Source organism: Flavobacterium sp. LHD-85 (assembly GCF_030929595.1).
Lineage (GTDB): Bacteria > Bacteroidota > Bacteroidia > Flavobacteriales > Flavobacteriaceae > Flavobacterium.
This window is the reverse complement of sequence record NZ_JAVFVR010000010.1, coordinates 18,657-35,816: the sequence shown is the minus strand read 5'-3', so window position 1 is coordinate 35,816 and position 17,160 is coordinate 18,657. Positions and strand designations below refer to the sequence as shown.

14 protein-coding genes and 1 pseudogene are annotated in these 17,160 nt (G+C 33.2%); 6 read left to right on the top strand and 9 right to left on the bottom strand.

The genetic code is table 11. From position 1 onward, the window contains the following. Positions 1-82 precede the first annotated feature (82 nt). The gene (locus RB618_RS16645; RefSeq protein WP_308069765.1) at positions 83-1,090 is read left to right on the top strand and encodes a hypothetical protein; all 1,008 of its coding nucleotides are present in this window, start codon (positions 83-85) and stop codon (positions 1,088-1,090) included. Positions 1,091-1,102: 12 nt separating this feature from the next. Here RB618_RS16645 and RB618_RS16640 read toward each other — a convergent pair whose 3' ends face one another. From RB618_RS16640 to RB618_RS16630, 3 genes are all read right to left on the bottom strand, one after another. Further along, on the bottom strand, positions 1,103-1,660 hold the full coding sequence (locus RB618_RS16640; RefSeq protein WP_308069764.1) for a tail fiber protein: 558 nt from the start codon (positions 1,658-1,660) through the stop codon (positions 1,103-1,105). Between the two features lie 230 nt (positions 1,661-1,890). Continuing rightward, the gene (locus RB618_RS16635; protein ID WP_308069763.1) at positions 1,891-4,245 is read right to left on the bottom strand and encodes a mechanosensitive ion channel domain-containing protein; all 2,355 of its coding nucleotides are present in this window, start codon (positions 4,243-4,245) and stop codon (positions 1,891-1,893) included. A gap of 107 nt (positions 4,246-4,352) precedes the next feature. Continuing rightward, entirely contained in the window at positions 4,353-4,601 is a 249-nt protein-coding gene (locus RB618_RS16630) for a hypothetical protein (protein WP_308069762.1), read from the bottom strand. 90 nt (positions 4,602-4,691) lie between these two features. Here RB618_RS16630 and RB618_RS16625 point away from each other — a divergent pair, with 90 nt between their 5' ends. The 4 genes from RB618_RS16625 (at position 4,692) to RB618_RS16610 (ending at position 11,030) form a co-directional block, all read left to right on the top strand. Then, on the top strand, positions 4,692-4,988 hold the full coding sequence (locus RB618_RS16625; RefSeq protein ID WP_308069761.1) for a winged helix-turn-helix transcriptional regulator: 297 nt from the start codon (positions 4,692-4,694) through the stop codon (positions 4,986-4,988). Positions 4,989-5,138: 150 nt separating this feature from the next. Beyond that, positions 5,139-5,441, top strand: coding sequence for a hypothetical protein (locus RB618_RS16620; RefSeq protein ID WP_308069760.1), 303 nt, complete (start codon positions 5,139-5,141; stop codon positions 5,439-5,441). A gap of 80 nt (positions 5,442-5,521) precedes the next feature. Beyond that, a complete protein-coding gene (locus RB618_RS16615) occupies positions 5,522-9,898 on the top strand; it encodes a CusA/CzcA family heavy metal efflux RND transporter (protein ID WP_308069759.1) in 4,377 nt (1,458 codons plus the stop codon). Position 9,899: 1 nt separating this feature from the next. Further along, entirely contained in the window at positions 9,900-11,030 is a 1,131-nt protein-coding gene (locus RB618_RS16610; RefSeq protein ID WP_308069758.1) for an efflux RND transporter periplasmic adaptor subunit, read from the top strand. Between the two features lie 145 nt (positions 11,031-11,175). On the opposite strand, the gene RB618_RS16605 is transcribed toward RB618_RS16610, so the two are convergent. Continuing rightward, positions 11,176-11,586, bottom strand: a complete 411-nt coding sequence (locus RB618_RS16605; protein WP_308069757.1) for a hypothetical protein — start codon at positions 11,584-11,586, stop codon at positions 11,176-11,178. A gap of 222 nt (positions 11,587-11,808) precedes the next feature. Between RB618_RS16605 and RB618_RS16600 the strand changes: the two genes are divergently transcribed. Further along, positions 11,809-11,940, top strand: coding sequence for a hypothetical protein (locus RB618_RS16600; RefSeq protein ID WP_308069756.1), 132 nt, complete (start codon positions 11,809-11,811; stop codon positions 11,938-11,940). Positions 11,941-12,027: 87 nt separating this feature from the next. On the opposite strand, the gene RB618_RS16595 is transcribed toward RB618_RS16600, so the two are convergent. From RB618_RS16595 to RB618_RS16575, 5 genes and pseudogenes are all read right to left on the bottom strand, one after another. After that, positions 12,028-12,657: a DsbA family oxidoreductase gene (locus RB618_RS16595; protein ID WP_308069755.1), complete on the bottom strand. Its 630-nt coding sequence runs from the start codon at positions 12,655-12,657 to the stop codon at positions 12,028-12,030. Between the two features lie 417 nt (positions 12,658-13,074). Further along, complete coding sequence (gene dnaN / locus RB618_RS16590) at positions 13,075-14,193, bottom strand: DNA polymerase III subunit beta (RefSeq protein ID WP_111283020.1); 1,119 nt, start codon at positions 14,191-14,193, stop codon at positions 13,075-13,077. A 75-nt stretch (positions 14,194-14,268) separates the two neighbouring features. Then, positions 14,269-15,954 carry a gliding motility-associated ABC transporter substrate-binding protein GldG gene (gene gldG, locus RB618_RS16585; RefSeq protein ID WP_308069754.1) on the bottom strand — a complete coding sequence of 562 codons (1,686 nt, stop codon included), beginning with the start codon at positions 15,952-15,954 and terminating at the stop codon, positions 14,269-14,271. Then, positions 15,954-16,679, bottom strand: a complete 726-nt coding sequence (gene gldF / locus RB618_RS16580; RefSeq protein WP_308069753.1) for a gliding motility-associated ABC transporter permease subunit GldF — start codon at positions 16,677-16,679, stop codon at positions 15,954-15,956. Before gldF ends, gldG begins: the two co-directional genes overlap by 1 nt. A 76-nt stretch (positions 16,680-16,755) precedes the next feature. Further along, positions 16,756-17,053 (bottom strand): annotated as a pseudogene (locus tag RB618_RS16575) (putative quinol monooxygenase). Positions 17,054-17,160 lie beyond the last annotated feature (107 nt).

Below are 17,160 nucleotides of genomic sequence, written 5' to 3'. Positions count from 1 at the left end.
ATTTAATTATCTATTTCGTATTGTAACATTATCTTTTTGACTTATATTTCAAACTTTAAAATTGTAGTAAAGTTTTTTTAGTATGTATAAACAAGAACTCACGATTATTGTTAAATCTATCATAGCATCAAATACTGTAAGCGAGCAGATTGAATCTGCACAGCAACTTTCGCGTTTTTATAAAAAACTTACAACATATAGTCATTCAGATGAGAACGAAACAATTGTAAGTGGAGGCATTGCTTTATCGAGTTCCGGTGCAGCCGATTGTGTTGAGGATTATCTTCGAACAGTTTCTTTTATAAAAGGTATTTACAAGGCCTTAATAAAACTTTTGAATGATTCATCAGAAAAGAAAGTTAATATACTATACGCAGGTTGTGGCCCGTATGCAACATTAATTCTGCCTTTATTGCCATTGTTTGATAAAGAGAGAATTAATGCTGTTTTAATTGATATTAATGCTTCTTCGCTAGAATCGGTAGAAAATCTTATTTCGACGATTGATCTTAGAGAGTATAATCTTCAAATGATTGAATCTAATGCCATTACTTATAATATTCCTGAAGACTTTATAGTAGATCTTGCGATTTCAGAAACCATGCATTATGCCTTAACACGTGAGCCTCAAGTTGCTATTAGCAGAAATATTATCAGACAATTACCTTCTCGTGCTATATTTATACCGCAAGAAATTAGAATTGACTTAGCTTATTCATTTTTTGATTATGAACCGTATCTTAAAAAAGTTATAAACGAAGTAAAGGGCTACAAAGAATTGCAGCCCTATCCTAACAAGGTATTTGTAGATAGATTATTTACAATAAACAAAGAACATTTTGGCAGAGAAAATCATAATTCAAAAATAGAAAGTGCTTTTTATACTCTGCCAGCCACTTTTGAAAATTACCCTGATTTATGTCTTTTTACCGAAATTACAATATATGATGACATCGAATTGAAGACTGCTGAATCTTATATAACCAATCCGTATTGTCTTGTATCTCTTTACGGTATTCAAGATTATTCAGAGATTAAATTAATTTATGATTTTGATGACATACCAAAATGGTTGTATCAATTAAAATAATGCTATAGCAATTTAATTTCTTGATGGAAAAATCCCTTCATAACAAATAATGTAATTTATTGCTAAATAAGGTTGCATATTGTTTATAGGGAGACCATTACCAGCTGGTGCTGTAATAATATTGCTCGTTAAATTTACACTTGGAGTTGATGTTGCAAAACCTAAAGTTGGTGAAAATGCTCTAGATACTATTGATCCTGGAACCGCAATAGAAGCACCATCAACTGGTACAGCATCTGTAGAGTTTGAACCACTCACAGAAATTTTACCAGGTCCACTATGCACGTGTGGAGGCATATTGCTTGTCAGGATAGTTGTTGTTGGAGAACCAGCTGCTTGACCAAGAGCATAAGTTCCGCTTGCAGGATTGGTTCCTTGTCCAATAGGAACAACTCCTTGCAAATTTGGTAAAGCAAAGTTAGTAGTACCATTTCCTCCATAAGTAGTACCTAAAATTGAGAATAAAGCACTATATTGAGCAATAGACAATAATTGCCCAGCACAAAGCATATAGCCTCTAGGAGCAAAGTTACCTGCAAAAATTTTAATGACACCCATGTATTCTTCCATAATTTTTAAGATTTAATAGTTAATGTTAGTTTTGATCGTATTTTTATTACAGTGCTAAATTACTTTATAACTAAATTATGGGTACACGGGTTTATACGTGTTTTTTACTAAAGTGCTATTATTTAATACAATACTTTAAAAGTAAGAAAATAATTTCAATATTTTAAGTCAAAAAAGAATGTTTTGCGCAATAAAAAAGGCAGTAAATCGTTACTGCCTTTTTTTGTGTTTTAACTTGAGAATGTCAAGCCTTTATTTTTGAAGCTTACATAAAGCTCTTGTCTTGCGGAACTTATCGTTTCTTCGGTTCTGTAAATACTGCACCAGAACTTGATTAGAAGTTTATATTTTCCATCAGAAATTGAGCTATAATATATTTGTGATGGTTTTGAATTGTTTACCAACGGAAGGCTGGAAAGTGTGTCATTTACTATCGTATTAATTTCCTCTGGAATTGTTTCTCCATTGATTTCAAATGTAATTTCAACCAATTTAAAATTATCGGTATAAGTCCAATTGGTGATATTTTGAGATAATAAGTTACCATTCGGAATAATAATTTCAGCACCGTTTGGAGCATTGATTTTAGTCGTTCGCAATCCCATCGATTTAATACGGCCAGATTCTGAACTAATTTCAACCACATCGCCAACCTGAATTGGTTTGTCAAAAATCAAGATAATTCCCGACACAAAATTGTTCACAATGTTTTGAAGTCCAAGTCCGACACCGACACCCAATGCACCTAAAAGAATACTCAATTTATCTAAAGGCATTCCAGACGCCGCAACAGCAAGAAGGTAACCGCTTATAAGGACTACCAATCTTGTAATAAGCAATTTTGAGTGCTGTCTTTTATTGATGTTTTCTTCGTTTTCATCATCAATTTCACCAAAGAAATAAGCAACATATTTTTGCAGCAGGTGCGCTGCCCAGATTATAATGAAAAATAAAACGATATTACCCAATGTAAACGTAATACTTCCAATCGTATTCGGATGGCTTAGTAATTTAGTTAAAGAAGCACGAAGCGATTCCCAAATATTCAAATTTGAAGCAATCACGATTAGCCACATATAACTAATTGCAATGATAAAAGGTTTTTTCAAGTTGTCTGATAAACTTTCGTAATCAAACATTTTTTCAATTCCTCTTTTTACTCTAGTAGTATAAATTTGAAGTAAAATAATTTCCAGAATAATCTTCAAAAGAACACTTAAAGCAACAATTTGAGTAAGCGAAATAAAAGCGGTAAGACTTAACATATTAGAAAGAGAAACTCTTCCGAATAAGTTATAAAGAATAGATAAAATATTCAGTCCGATAAAAATGATACTTGCCCATTTAAAAAAGCCTTTTATATAAAGTTCTTCTTTAAGCGTTTTTATCTGAACTAAACCGTAACGGATTCCTAAAATATTAATCGCTACAAACGCAAAACGCTGCAATAATCCGATTGTGATAAATAAGTCTAAAAAGCAAAGAGCAAAGAATAATCCTAAAAGGAAAAGCCAATTTCTCATGGCAACGCCAGACCATTGATTTTTGAAAAGGAATATTAAAACTCCAAGTAAGAAAAGCTGAATTAATTCTAAAAATAGAGCAGGAGCATACAAATTGGTCACTACAGCAATATTTAATGCGATAACCAGAACAGGGAGTAATGCACCACGATTTAGATATTTAAAGTTTAAAAGCAAAAGGTTTTCGGCATATCCATTTGTCTTAAGGTATTTGATGTTTCGGGAAATATACCAAAACAAAAGTCCCATAAAGAAACATAAAGTAATAAGGCCTCCAGCTTTGTAGCTTAAGTAATAAGCCGCAACATTTTCTTCAATGATAATCTTTGCTTTAATGTTATGGGTTACCCTTTTCTTCGCAGCGGTATCATTAATCTGCCATAAAGAAGGATATTCTTTTTTGAAAATACTTATTCCAGATTTTTCCAGTTTGCTTTCAACAGTTGCTAAAGCATTAGAAACCGAGATTTTTCGCTGTACTGTAAGTCTTTTTTTGTTGTTTAAAGTAGTCTGGTTTTTAGTCATCAGACTATCAGTCGCAACATATCTTTTTCTAAGATTTCCAAATTCTTTCTGGAATTGCTTACGACGAATGGTATCTTTTAATAAAGTGATTAAAGTCTTGTCTTTGCGCAGATCAATTACACGTTTCTTGATGTTTTCAAGATTCAAATTTCGGTCATTGATTGCTTTGTTCTGTTCTTCCAGTTCCTGTTGGATTTCTTGAAGCACGATGCGGTACATTTGTTGGTTTCGCACGTTCGGATTCGCTCCTTTCAGGCTTGCTAAAATTAAATCTAACTTGCTTTCAGTACGTTTCATATCGCCAAAAAGATGACGTGTATCGCCTGCGAAATCAATGTCATTGTAGGCAGATTCCAATACCTCGCTGGCTTTTTCAATTGCCATTAAGTAGTCACTGTCTGTTGCCGTAGTGTCATTAAATAATCTTCCTCGGCTTTCCTTTTTGATTGTTTTTTGCTGTTGAGCGTAATTGAGCTGTGAGAAGAAAAGAAGTAAAAATAGAGAGAAAAAATAAAAAGTTCTTTTTTGTATAATCATAATTTTGGGGCTTATATTGTGGTCCCAAAATTAATTTTTTTTAGTAGACTTTCAGTTAAGAAAAATTAAATTTAAAAACTATAACTGAATATTTATCAGAGGTTTTTTTATTCCAGATCTCTTGAAGCAATTTCGTGCTGGATTTCTTTAAGCGAATTAGAATGGATAATCATGATAGATGCCATCATAAAAGGAAATAGTATTAATATGAAAAAATCTTTCATTAGAAATAGTAGTACTATAAGAAGTAGAAGTATGATGGCAACTAGAATTAGGATCTTAATTGTGGACTGAATTGTTTTCTGCATTTTTAAGAGTTCTTCAACACTCATTTCGTTTGTTTTCTTTGTTTTCATTTTCTATTTTTACTTTAGAATTACAACAAATTTTAATTAAAAAACTTTCCAAAACAATAAGTCAATTTTTTTTGACTACCCGCAATCACTATGGAAGAAACCGAAACTTGTCCAGCTCAAAGACTTTTAAAAATGTTATCTGGAAAATGGAAAGCAGAAATTTTTCGTCTGGCTGTAGAAGCGCCTTTGCGTTTTAATAACTTACTGCGTCAGATTCAAGGTTCAAATAAGCAATCTTTAGCTACGGCATTAAAAGAGTTGGAAGAAGAAGGGCTTTTGGAAAAAATTACAATTAAACTAAAACCGCTCCATATTGAATATAATTTGACGGAAAAAGGAAGAGCTTTAATTCCTGTTTTTCAGCATTTGGAAGGATTATCACAATAATTCTAAATTGTTAAAAGATATATTCTAACTATTTTTCATAGTGGAAAATTATATTATTTGGGTTAAGTTTGCATGGTGCGAAAACAAATTGTCTACATATTTATTTTTCTAATAGCTTCAAACAGCAGTTTTGTACAGCAATTTTATAAATTGCCAATACTGATTGAGCACTATCAAGAACACAAGAAACTGCAAAATATAAGTTTTGTAGATTTCTTGTCTATGCATTATTGGGGAGAAGATTTAAATGATAATGATGACGATCGCGATATGCAGCTTCCATTTAAAGCAATTAGCAGCAGCACTTTCCATTTTGTTTTTATTTTAGACGACAAAGATTTACTTCCAATTCCTTTTAATCTAGAATTACCGCAGTTAAAAATACCAACTTATAGATCTGATCTTCATTCAGATCCAAATCTACTTTCCTTATTCCGACCTCCGGTAGCATAAGTATTTTTTAAAATTTTTATTGAAGCGACTGAAACGCAATGTTTTCGGTTGCTCATTTATTATTTTCTAATTAATACATTATGCTTAATAAAGTAATTCAGTTCTCAGTTAAGAACAAACTGGCAATTGGAATCTTTACACTGCTGTGGATTATCTACGGTGTGTATGAGGTTACCCAATTGCCAATTGATGCTGTGCCGGACATCACAAATAATCAGGTTCAAATTATCACAACAGCCCCTTCGCTTGGCGCGGAAGATGTAGAGAGATTAATAACATTTCCGATTGAACAAGCAATCAGTAATATTCCAAATTTGAAGGAAAGCAGAAGTATTTCCCGTTTCGGACTTTCGCTGGTAAGTGTTGTTTTTGAAGACGATGCAGATGTATATTGGGCGCGTCAGCAAATTGCCGAAAGATTGCAGCAGGTTGAAATTGACCGAAATGCCAATTCGCCTGAAATGGCGCCTGTAACAACTGGTTTAGGAGAAATCTATCAATATGTTTTAAAACCAAAACCAGGTTACGAAGAAAAATATTCCTTAGAAGATTTAAGAACAATTCAGGATTGGACCGTCAGAAGACAGCTTTTGGGAACGCAAGGAATTGCCGATGTTTCTACTTTTGGAGGAAAATTAAAGCAGTATGAAATTGCTGTAAATCCAGCCCGATTAAAAGCTCAGAATTTAACGATAAGTGAAGTTTTTACCGCTTTAAATAGTAGTAATGAAAATACGGGAGGTGCCTATATTGAGAAAGGCCCAACGGTTTCTTACATTAGAAGTACTGGTTTAGCTAAAAGCATTAAAGACATTGAAAATATTGTGGTTAAAAGTACCCAAGGCGGACTTCCGATTCTGGTAAAAGATGTTGCCGATGTTAAGATTTCTTCTGCGATTCGTTACGGTGCTTTAACAACAGACGAATACGGAGAATCTGTCGGCGGAATCGTAATGATGCTGAAAGGGGAGAATGCCAATAATGTTATTGTCAATGTAAAAGACAAAATTGCTCAAATCGAAAAAATTCTTCCTGAAGGTTTAAAAATTGAACCTTTCTTGGACAGAACTAAAATGGTTGATAACGCCATTGGAACTGTCGAAAAAAACTTGATTGAAGGGGCACTAATCGTTGTTCTTATTTTGGTTTTATTCCTCGGAAATCTTAGAGCAGGTTTTATTGTAGCTTCTGTAATTCCGTTAGCGATGCTTTTTGCCATTATTATGATGAATACTTTTGGCGTAAGCGGAAACTTAATGAGTCTCGGTGCATTAGATTTTGGATTAATTGTAGACGGAGCAGTAATTATTGTTGAAGCCATTCTGCACCATCTTCACAGTTCTAAAAAATATAAAGCAGTAAATGATATTTCACAAGAAGAAATGGATAAAGAGGTTACAGGCTCGGCAGCGCGTATGATGAATGCAGCAGTGTTTGGACAAATCATTATTCTAATTGTGTATTTGCCAATTCTTTCTTTGCAGGGAATTGAAGGTAAAATGTTCAAGCCAATGGCGCAAACTGTTGCTTTTGCCATTTTAGGAGCTTTCATTTTGTCATTGACTTATGTACCAATGGTTAGCGCTTTATTCTTAAGCAAAAAGATCAGCCATAAAAAGAATCTTTCTGATCGGATTATGGAAAGATTAGAAAATGCTTATGAAGGCTGGCTGGCAAAAGCTTTAAGAATTAGAAAAGCAATTGTAATTGGAGCATTTGTACTTTTCGGAATAGCAGTTTTATTATTCGGAAGAATGGGCGGAGAGTTTATTCCGCAATTAGAAGAAGGAGATTTCGCCGTTGAAACCCGTTTGCTTTTAGGAACCAATCTTTCTACGACAACAGAAACAATTACCAAAATTTCTAAAGAATTAAAGAGAGAATATCCCGAGGTACAGCAGGTAGTTTCTAGAATTGGAAGCGCAGAAATTCCGACCGATCCAATGCCAATTGAAGGTGGAGATATGATTATTGTTTTAAAAGACAAATCTGAATGGACAAGCGCTTCTTCGTTTCCTGAATTGGCTGATAAAATGACCAAAACAGTTAAACGAATCGCTCCTGGAGTTACTACAGGGTTTCAGTTTCCTGTTCAAATGCGTTTTAACGAATTAATGACAGGAGCAAAACAAGATTTGGTTTGTAAAATTTACGGAGAAGATCTGCAGAAGCTTTCTGAATATGCTGAAAAACTGGGAGCAATCAGTAAAACCGTTGAAGGTGCGGCCGATTTGTACGTAGAAAAAGTAACTGGAATGCCACAAATCGTAATTGATTACAATTGGGCAGAAATGGCGAAATACGGTTTACGTGTGGCTGATGTAAACACAACAATTAATGCCGCTTTTGCAGGTGCTGTTGCCGGAAGTATTTATGAAGGTGAAAAACGTTTTGATATGGTCGTTCGTGTGGAGGACAATGGAAGAAAAGGGATTGAAGATGTTCGAAACCTTTTGATTGCAACGCCTTCAGGAATGCAGATTCCGCTTTATCAAGTAGCAAATGTAGATGAAGTGGAAGGTCCAAATCAGATTCAGAGAGAAAATGCAAAACGAAGAATCATTGTTGGATTTAATGTTCGAGGTAGAGACGTTCAATCGATTGTTGAAGAATTGCAGAAAAAAGTGAATCAGCAAATCAAATTTGATCCAGGCTATTATATTACTTATGGAGGTGCTTTTGAGAATTTGCAGCAAGCAAAAGCAAGATTGGGAGTTGCTGTTCCTGCGGCTTTATTGATGATTTTTGCTTTGTTGTATTTTGCTTTTAGATCTTTTAAAGAGGGAATTATCATTTTTACGGCAATTCCGTTGTCTGCAATTGGAGGTGTCTTTGCATTAGTTCTGAGAGATATGCCTTTTAGTATTTCTGCAGGAGTTGGATTTATTGCACTTTTTGGTGTTGCAGTTTTAAACGGAATTGTTTTAATATCCGAATTTAATCGAATTCAGAAACAAGGAGAAATAACAGATCCTTTTCAGATTATTTTATTAGGAACAAAAAACAGATTGCGTCCCGTTTTAATGACGGCGGCCGTGGCTTCGCTAGGATTTCTTCCGATGGCTTTGAGTAATGGTGCGGGAGCAGAGGTGCAGCGACCGCTGGCAACCGTGGTTATTGGCGGATTGGTTACAGCAACTCTTTTAACGCTTTTTGTACTTCCAGCCATTTATTTAATGACCTATCACGCAAAAGGATTTTCTAAAAAAAGAAAAAAACACATGAACAATCTAACCATTTTATTAAGCGTTCTTTTTATTGGTAATATGGCAAAAGCGCAAGAATTACCAATTTCGCTTGACGAATCCATTTCAATTGCGATTCAAAATAACAGAACCATTAAATCGGCTAAATTAAACGAACAGTCTAAAAGCCATCTGCAAAAAACGGGATATAATTTTCCGCAGACACAAATCGACGCCGATTACGGACAGTTTAATAGCGCGCAGAATGATACTCGTTTTGGAATCAGCCAGACTTTTGCTTTTCCAACGGTTTATAGCAACCAGAAAAAAGCTTTAAAAGCTGATTTCAACAAAGCTAAAGCTGAAGTGCAGTTGACATCACAAGAAATAAAAACTCGTGTTCGAAATATTTACTACGATTATTTATGGCTAAACAGCAAAAAAGAACTTCTAGTTTACGCTGATTCTATCTACAGGATTATGGAGAAAAAATCAGATTTAAGGTTTAAAGCTGGCGAGGCAAATGTTTTAGAAAAAAGCGCTTCGCAATCTGCGAGACAATTTTACAGCAATCAGCTTGTAATGGTCAATAGAGATATTGAAATTGCTTTGAATTCGTTCAATGCGATTCTTCAAGATAAAGTGGAGCACACTCCAAAAAAGATGAATTTAAAAGCGGTTTTAAATCGTTCGTCTATCGAAAATTTAAAAGCGGAGAATCTTCCAACAGTTCAGCGTTCCCAGTTTGAATCGGAAGCGGCTAAGTACAGATGGAAAACGGAAGGAGCGAAGTTGCTTCCGGAAATTACTTTAGGGTATAACAATTTGAGCATTATCGGAACTCAAACTAACGCTTCAGGTCAGGATGTTTATTATAGTAGTAGGCAAAGATTTAATTATGTAAATGCAGGGCTTTCAATTCCGATATTCTTCACAAGCCAGTCACAACGAAAAAGAGCAGCAAAAGCCGAATACGAAAGCTTTGTTGAACTTTCTGAAGCGGCTAAAATAGAGGTAAAAACGAACATTGAAAATGCTGATCGGGAATTGAAAAAATACCAAGAAAGCCTTCAATATTATGAAACTGACGGATTAAAAAATGCTCAGACCATTATCGAAGCTTCAAGCAGTCAGCTGCAAAATGGAGATATAGATTATCTGCAATGGGTTTTAGTAGTCAATCAGGCTATTACAATTAAAAGTGAATATTTAGACGCGCTTAATGCTTACAATAAAGCGGTTGTGACACTACAGAATCTTAATAATATTTAAAATGAAAAAATATATTGCAGCGTTCATAAGCGCTATATTTCTAATTTCTTGCGGAAATAAGAAAAACGAGGAAACTAAAAATGCTGAAACTAAAAGCATTGGTATCATTAAATTAAGCACTGAACAAGTTAAAAATGCTGGTTTAGAAAGCGGTAATCCGACCGTGAAGAATGTAAAGGAGATTTTACAGCTTCAAGGTACAGTAACAGTTCCGCCAAAGAGTGTAATCAGTATTAGTGTTCCATTAGGGGGGTATGTTAAAAGCACGAATCTTATTGCCGGAATGAATGTTCAGAAAGGTCAAGTTTTGGCTGTTTTAGAAGATATGCAGTTTATCGAATTACAGCAAAATTATCTGATGGCAAAAGAGAAATTCGAATTGGCTCAAAGTGAACACAAGAGACAAAAAGAATTGAATTTGAACAAAGCGGCAAGTGATAAAGTTTTGGAACAAATTACGACCGAAATGAGAACACAACGAATTACAATGTCTTCTTTGGAACAAAAATTAAATCTATTAGGAATTAATGCCAAAGCGTTGAATGTTGGAAATATAAGCAAAACTATTCGCGTGATTTCGCCAATAAATGGTCTGGTTTCTAAAGTAAATGTCAACATCGGAAAATATGTAAATCCGACAGATATGCTTTTCGAATTAATTGATAAAAGAGATGTTGTTTTGACTTTAAACGCCTTCGAAAAAGACGTAACTTCTCTTTCAATTGGTCAAACCGTTATGGCATATACAAATGCTTCAGATGCTAAAAAATATCCTGCTAAAATTGCTTTTATAAATCAAAGTTTGAATGGAGATCGTGCAGCAGAAATTATTTGTAAAGTAAATAGTTATAATCCAGAACTTTTGCCAGGACTTTTTGTAAATGCCGAAGTGGAAATTGAAAACCAAAAAGCATTGACTGTTCCAGAAGATGCTGTGGTGCGTTGGGAAGGAAAGTTTTATGTGTTTACGGATATTGGAGATAATCAGTTTCAAATGAATGAAATTAAATCTGGCGTTAAAAATGAAGGTTATTCGCAAATCACTTCTGATGCAATTTCAAGTTCCTCAAAAGTGATCATTAAGAATGCTTATACACTTTTAATGTCAGCTATGAATAACGACGAACAATAATTTTTTTCATTAGAAAATAAAAGAAACCCAGTAAATTTAGTTTTACTGGGTTTTATTTTTTGCTTTAAATACTAGTTTTTAAAAGATTGTTATTGAAAGTAATATATTCTTTCAATTGTTTTTATTTATTAAAAGAACTTCATTTTTAACAATGACTAAAATAGAAGGATTCATTAAACAGGTATTCGTTTGTAATTTTCGAATTATTTTTTGGCGATATAACTACTTTAAAGTTTTTAGTTTTCAAAATTTCGATAAGGGGACAATTATATTTGGCATCTTCATTATCCAAGTTATAACTGTCGTAAAGATTTGCAGTGTCGTAAGTTGAAAAAGGAGTATTATCTTCAGCTAAATTTAGTCCGCTTTCTACGATTTCATAACAATCATCAGAGGAATGAGCGAATTTATTTTTGTAATGATTATCTTGATCTTGTCCTGAAGTATATTCTTGATCCATTGCTTCATTTTCATGAGCTGTATCAATGTGATCGGGTTTACTGCATTTAAAATCATTCAAATTTGCAGATTTTCTGTTATCGGTATCTGTTCTCATGACTGCTATTTTAAATTAATAAATGTTTTAGAATGATATATACAAATTTGAAAATAAGTGGCTTAAAAAAATTATAGGATTTGCTTTTAATCTTACATGATTTGTTTACGGAGATGTTTTAAGTTAAGTCACATTTTGTAAAAATCAAGTATGATTCTGTAAAATAAACACTTACGTAATTTGCAACTTTGTATAACTAATAATTTTAAAAATTATAGCATTATGGAAACTTCAAGAAAAGATTCGAAATCTGGAATGAAAGATTCTGGAAAAACTCAAAAATCAACATCTGGTTCTAGAGGAAAAAGCACTACAACAAAATCGAATGAATCAAAAGGTAGAGCTGGGCATTAATTTTTTAGTTTATTGAAAGGACTAAATGATAAAAGCGTGCTGTTTATATATAAACAGCACGCTTTTAGGTTATATAAGATTTAAGTTTTATTTTAAAACTTCTTGAATTGTTTTTACGAAAGTTTCAATTGGTTGAGCGCCTGAAACTGCATATTTACGATCAAATACAAAGAAAGGAACACCTTGAACGCCAATTTCAGCAGCTTCTTTAATGTCTGACTCAACTTCTTTTAGAAATAAAGAATCGCTTTCAAGAACTTCTCTAATTTCATTTTCTTCCAATCCGGCTTGAATCCCTAATTTAATCAAGGTTTGTCCGTTGTTTAAATCTTGTCCGTCTGTAAAATAAGCTTTAAAGAAAATTTCTTCCATTCTATCGCCCATATTTTTGGTTTTAGCTAATTGAATGATTCTATGTGCGTTTAAGGAATTTGAAATAACAGCTTTATCAAAATTATAATCCAAACCAACACTTTTAGCGCGTTCTGCGACACCTTTGTGCATTTCTTTAGATTGTTCAATCGACATGCCTTTTCTTTCCGCTAAGAACGTGTAAACGTCCATATCGGGTTGCGAAGTTATGGTTGGATCCAGCTGAAAGCTTTTCCATTCAATTTCAAAATTATCATTAGGGAATACTGCAAGTGCAGTTTCCAGCTGTCTTTTTCCGATATAACAAAACGGACACATGATGTCCGACCAAATTTCTATTTTCATTTTACAAAGATATGGAAAATTGTTGTTTTAAGTTTCAGGTTTCAGGTTTCAAGTTGATATGCTTTGTGTTTTTCTAACCGCAAAGTTCGCAAAGGTTTTACGCAAAGGTCACAAAGTTTTCTTTTCTCTAAAGTCTTTACAAAGAATATAAGTACACAAAGCTTTGCGTTCTTAGTATTCTAAAACAATCCTAAGCATGAATCTTAGCGAACTTTGCGGTAAAAATTATACGAATAGTATATCAACTTGAAACCTGAAACTCAAAATAAACCTAAATAAAAAACCGCAACTCTTTATAGGAATTGCGGTTTCTAGGTATAAAAAATGGTTGGTTAATAGCGATATCTTTTTTTTTACAATGATAGATCTTTTATTTAAAACTAAAAAACATCCCTGTAACAGAAAGAAACTTTAATGTTAACTATTTAACATTACAGGCATTACCAACATAGTAACTGTTTCTCCTTCTTCTAAGCCATCAACTGGAGTTAAAATACCAGCTCTATTTGGCAATGACATTTCAAGCATAATCATGTCTGACTGAAGGTTAGTAAGCATCTCTGTTAAGAAACGAGAGTTGAAACCAATTTGTAAATCATCACCTTGATAATCACAAGTCAATCTTTCTTCTGCTTTGTTTGAGTAATCGATGTCTTCTGCAGAAACATTTAATTCTGCTCCAGCAATTTTCAAACGAATTTGGTGTGTAGTTTTGTTAGAGAAGATCGCAACACGACGAACTGAACTTAAAAATAAAGAACGATCAATCATTAATTTGTTTGGATTTTCTTTTGGAATTACCGCTTCGTAGTTAGGGTATTTTCCGTCGATTAAACGACACATTAAAATATAATTGTCAAATGAGAAAGTCGCATTTGAATCGTTGTATTCAATTTTTACTTCAGCGTCAGAGCTTCCTAAAATACTTTTTAAAATGTTTAAAGGTTTTTTAGGCATAATAAAATCTGCCACTTGAGATGCTTTAACATCTGTACGTGCATATTTTACCAATTTGTGAGCATCTGTAGCTACGAAAATTAATCCTTCTGGTGAAAACTGGAAGAATACTCCAGACATTACCGGACGTAAATCATCGTTTCCAGCTGCAAAAATAGTTTTACTTACCGCAGTTGCTAAAACTTCTGCAGGAACAAGTGTCACAGATGGATCTTCAAGACTTACTGCTTTAGGAAATTCTTCTCCTGCAGCATAAGCCAATGCATATTTACCAGAATTTGAGCTAATTTCTACCGTATTATTATCTTCTACAGTGAAAGTTAATGGCTGCTCTGGGAAAGTTTTTAAAATTTCAAGCAAAAGCTTAGCTGGAACAGCTACACTTCCTTTACTTGTAGAATCGATCGATAATGTAGCCGACATAGTCGTTTCAAGATCTGAAGCCGAAACTGTCAACTCATTGTTGTTTAGTTCAAATAAAAAGTTGTCCAAAATAGGCAACGTATTATTACTATTGATTACACTACCTAAAACTTGTAATTGTTTTAATAAGTACGAACTCGATACTATAAATTTCATCTGTTTTATTTTCTAAATATAAGGATTACAAATATATCTTAAACTATCCAAATTATTACATTTTTTTATTAACATCTATTTGCTGTATTTTCTTTTTCTGATAAAAGTAAATAAAAGGCCAAAGATCAATAAAATTAGAATTGGAACTCCGATAGTTATGAATTGTGTAAAGGTATAGCTTTCATAAACTTTTTCTTTATCTAATAAAGGCAGTTCGACATCTTTACTTCTAATGTTAATAAGTCCTGTATCATCAAGAAGGTAATTGATGCAATTCATGATGAAGTCTTTGTTGTCGTATAATTGGCCAGTTCTTTGGTCATAACCTAATTCAATTGGCATCATGTTTTTGTCCAATTGATTTCTTGCAATATCTCCATCAGCCACAACAATCATTTTGTTTGGTTTTCCTTGCGCAGAGAAAGAATTGTCTTTGAAAGGCAGAATTCTATTTTCGAAAGCAGAATGAAATGAACCCTCTAATAAAACAGCAAGGTTCTGATTCCCTTTATTTAAATAATCCTGCGGAGTTGTTTTCTCGGTAACCATGTTCAGATTAACTTCTACAGGAGAACCAATTGTTTTAGAATATTGAGAAGATTGCAATAATACGGTTTTCTTAATTCCATTTTTCAAAGTGTCAATCGGATTTGCAAAATCGAATTTAATTCCGCCCAAGTTTTTAACAATAGGATGCTGGCTTGTTGGATAAACCTGTGGCGCAAATTTCCAGATAAAATCCTGATATTGTGTAGCGCTTCCTTGTTCGCCGGTTGCTAGTTTAATTGGACTTCCTTGTTCATCTTTGATCAAATCAGGATTAATTCTGAATCCATATTTAAAGAACATATCGTTTAGATTTAAATCTCTTGGATATGCCAGAGTTGCGCCCATATCATTGTACAAACTGTCCATGTCGGCTGCCACTTGATCAATTAGCCAAATGGTTTTTCCGCCATTCATAATAAACTGATCCAGAACTTCTTTTTCTTCGTCAGAGAATTTTTCTGTCGGCTTAGAAATAATGGCTAAATCGTATTTTTTTAATGCATTTAAGGTTCCGTTTGGATCTTTTGCAACAGAGTCTAAAGTGAATGGTCCGATGTAATAACTTTCTTTAACCTGCATTAACATTTTGGCAATGTGAATCTCTTTTAATTCGCCATTTCCTTTTATGATAGCAACTTTTTTCTGCTTGTTTTTGGCTACTTTGTTAATCGCATCTGCAATAGAATATTCTAAATGCTGAATAGATCCAATAACTTTTTGTGTAGTAGAAGCTCCCATGATGTTTTTCAACAACGGAATATTAACTTCTTTGTTATTGTAAACCGCAACTGCCCACGGGAAAACCATAGCTTGAGATTGTTTTCCTTTATCATCAACCGTAATATTTACAGGAGTTAATCCTTTCTGGAAAAGTGATTTTGTCAGTTCTTCGCTTTCATCTTCATTTTCTAACGGATCAACAAACTCGAAAACTATATTGTTGTTATAAGCTTGAAATTCTTCTAATAATTGCTTGGTTTCCTGCTGTAAACGTCTAAAATCGGCAGGAAGATCTCCAGCCATATAAATCTTAATAGAAAGTGGATTTTTTACTTGTTTTAGAATCCCTAACGACGTTGGAGAAAGGGTATAGCGTTTATCTTTTGTTAAATCAAAACGATGAAAAAAGATTGTTCCAAGTACATTTAAAACTATTAAAATGAAAATAGTGATGCCTAATGTCTTTAAATTATGTTTTGTAGATAGTTTCATTAAGCTTTAAAAGATTTTAATTGGTAAACAGTAAAAGACAAAAAGGCAATTGCAATGCTTAAAAAGTAAATAATATCTCGAGTGTCAATTACACCGCGGCTCATACTTTTAAAATGATTTTGCATTCCTAAAACCGAAATGAAATTGTTTGAACCTGGAATTAATGTTGCTAGACCTTCAAAACCAAAATAAAAGAAAAAGCAAAGAAAAACGGCAATAATAAAAGCCACAATCTGATTTTCTGAAAGGGTAGAAGTAAAGATTCCTATTGCTGAATAGGAAGCGATTAAAAACAATAAACCGAAATAAGAACCAATTGTGCTTCCCATGTCGATATTGCCTTCTGGCGAACCTAAATCTGAAATTACTTTTACATAAATTAAAGTTGGAATAATCGCCAAAATAATTAGTAAAAATGAACCGAAGAATTTACCATTTACAATTTCCCAAATTGATAAAGGTTTTGTCAATAGCAATTCTAAAGTTCCTTGTTTTTTTTCGTCAGAGAAACTTCTCATGGTTACGGCTGGAATTAAGAAAATTAAAATCCAAGGTGCTAGAGTAAAAAACGGAGTTAAATCGGCATAACCAGTTTTTAGAATATTGTAATCTCCTTCAAAGACCCATAAAAATAGTCCGTTGCTGATTAAGAAAATCGCAATGACCAAATAGCCAATTGGAGAGCCAAAAAAAGATTTTATTTCTCTTAAAATGATTGATTTCATTCGTGTTTTTTGTTTTTTATTGTTTCACGTTTCACGTTTCAAGTTACACGCTTAACGTGAAACCTTAAACTTGAAACTAATTTAAGCTCATCAGTTTATCAACGCTCCAAGCTTCTGGTTTTGCATTGAATAGTTTTTTTTGTAAAATCCCAAACAGTATTAAACAGTTCAGAATTTCTGTAATTTTCTAAATCTTCTTCGGTTTCCCAGTAACTGTAGGTAAAAAAGATACATTTATCATTTTTGTCCTGATACAATTCTAAAAAACGATTTCCTTCTGCATTTCGTATTTTCTCTTTTACCGATTCAAAATTCTCCAGAAAATCGGGAATTTTTTCTTCGTGAAAACTCATTTTTACTATTCGAACAAACATGTTTGTAATTTAAGATTTTAGACTGTTGATTTTAGATTTTTTTTGAATTGCCTAAAGTCTTACAGGTGCGCAAAAATACCAAAATAGATTATTGTTTTTATAAAAAA

What these genes read in the sequence shown, in the direction of transcription:
- RB618_RS16640 (WP_308069764.1), bottom strand. Translation starts at nt 1,660, where the DNA reads ATGGAAGAATACATGGGTGTCATTAAAATTTTTGCAGGTAACTTTGCT.
- RB618_RS16630 (WP_308069762.1), bottom strand. Translation starts at nt 4,601, where the DNA reads ATGAAAACAAAGAAAACAAACGAAATGAGTGTTGAAGAACTCTTAAAA.
- RB618_RS16610 (WP_308069758.1), top strand. Translation starts at nt 9,900, where the DNA reads ATGAAAAAATATATTGCAGCGTTCATAAGCGCTATATTTCTAATTTCT.
- RB618_RS16635 (WP_308069763.1), bottom strand. Translation starts at nt 4,245, where the DNA reads ATGATTATACAAAAAAGAACTTTTTATTTTTTCTCTCTATTTTTACTT.
- RB618_RS16595 (WP_308069755.1), bottom strand. Translation starts at nt 12,657, where the DNA reads ATGAAAATAGAAATTTGGTCGGACATCATGTGTCCGTTTTGTTATATC.
- RB618_RS16625 (WP_308069761.1), top strand. Translation starts at nt 4,692, where the DNA reads ATGGAAGAAACCGAAACTTGTCCAGCTCAAAGACTTTTAAAAATGTTA.
- RB618_RS16605 (WP_308069757.1), bottom strand. Translation starts at nt 11,586, where the DNA reads ATGAGAACAGATACCGATAACAGAAAATCTGCAAATTTGAATGATTTT.
- RB618_RS16600 (WP_308069756.1), top strand. Translation starts at nt 11,809, where the DNA reads ATGGAAACTTCAAGAAAAGATTCGAAATCTGGAATGAAAGATTCTGGA.
- RB618_RS16645 (WP_308069765.1), top strand. Translation starts at nt 83, where the DNA reads ATGTATAAACAAGAACTCACGATTATTGTTAAATCTATCATAGCATCA.
- gldF (WP_308069753.1), bottom strand. Translation starts at nt 16,679, where the DNA reads ATGAAATCAATCATTTTAAGAGAAATAAAATCTTTTTTTGGCTCTCCA.
- dnaN (WP_111283020.1), bottom strand. Translation starts at nt 14,193, where the DNA reads ATGAAATTTATAGTATCGAGTTCGTACTTATTAAAACAATTACAAGTT.
- RB618_RS16615 (WP_308069759.1), top strand. Translation starts at nt 5,522, where the DNA reads ATGCTTAATAAAGTAATTCAGTTCTCAGTTAAGAACAAACTGGCAATT.
- gldG (WP_308069754.1), bottom strand. Translation starts at nt 15,954, where the DNA reads ATGAAACTATCTACAAAACATAATTTAAAGACATTAGGCATCACTATT.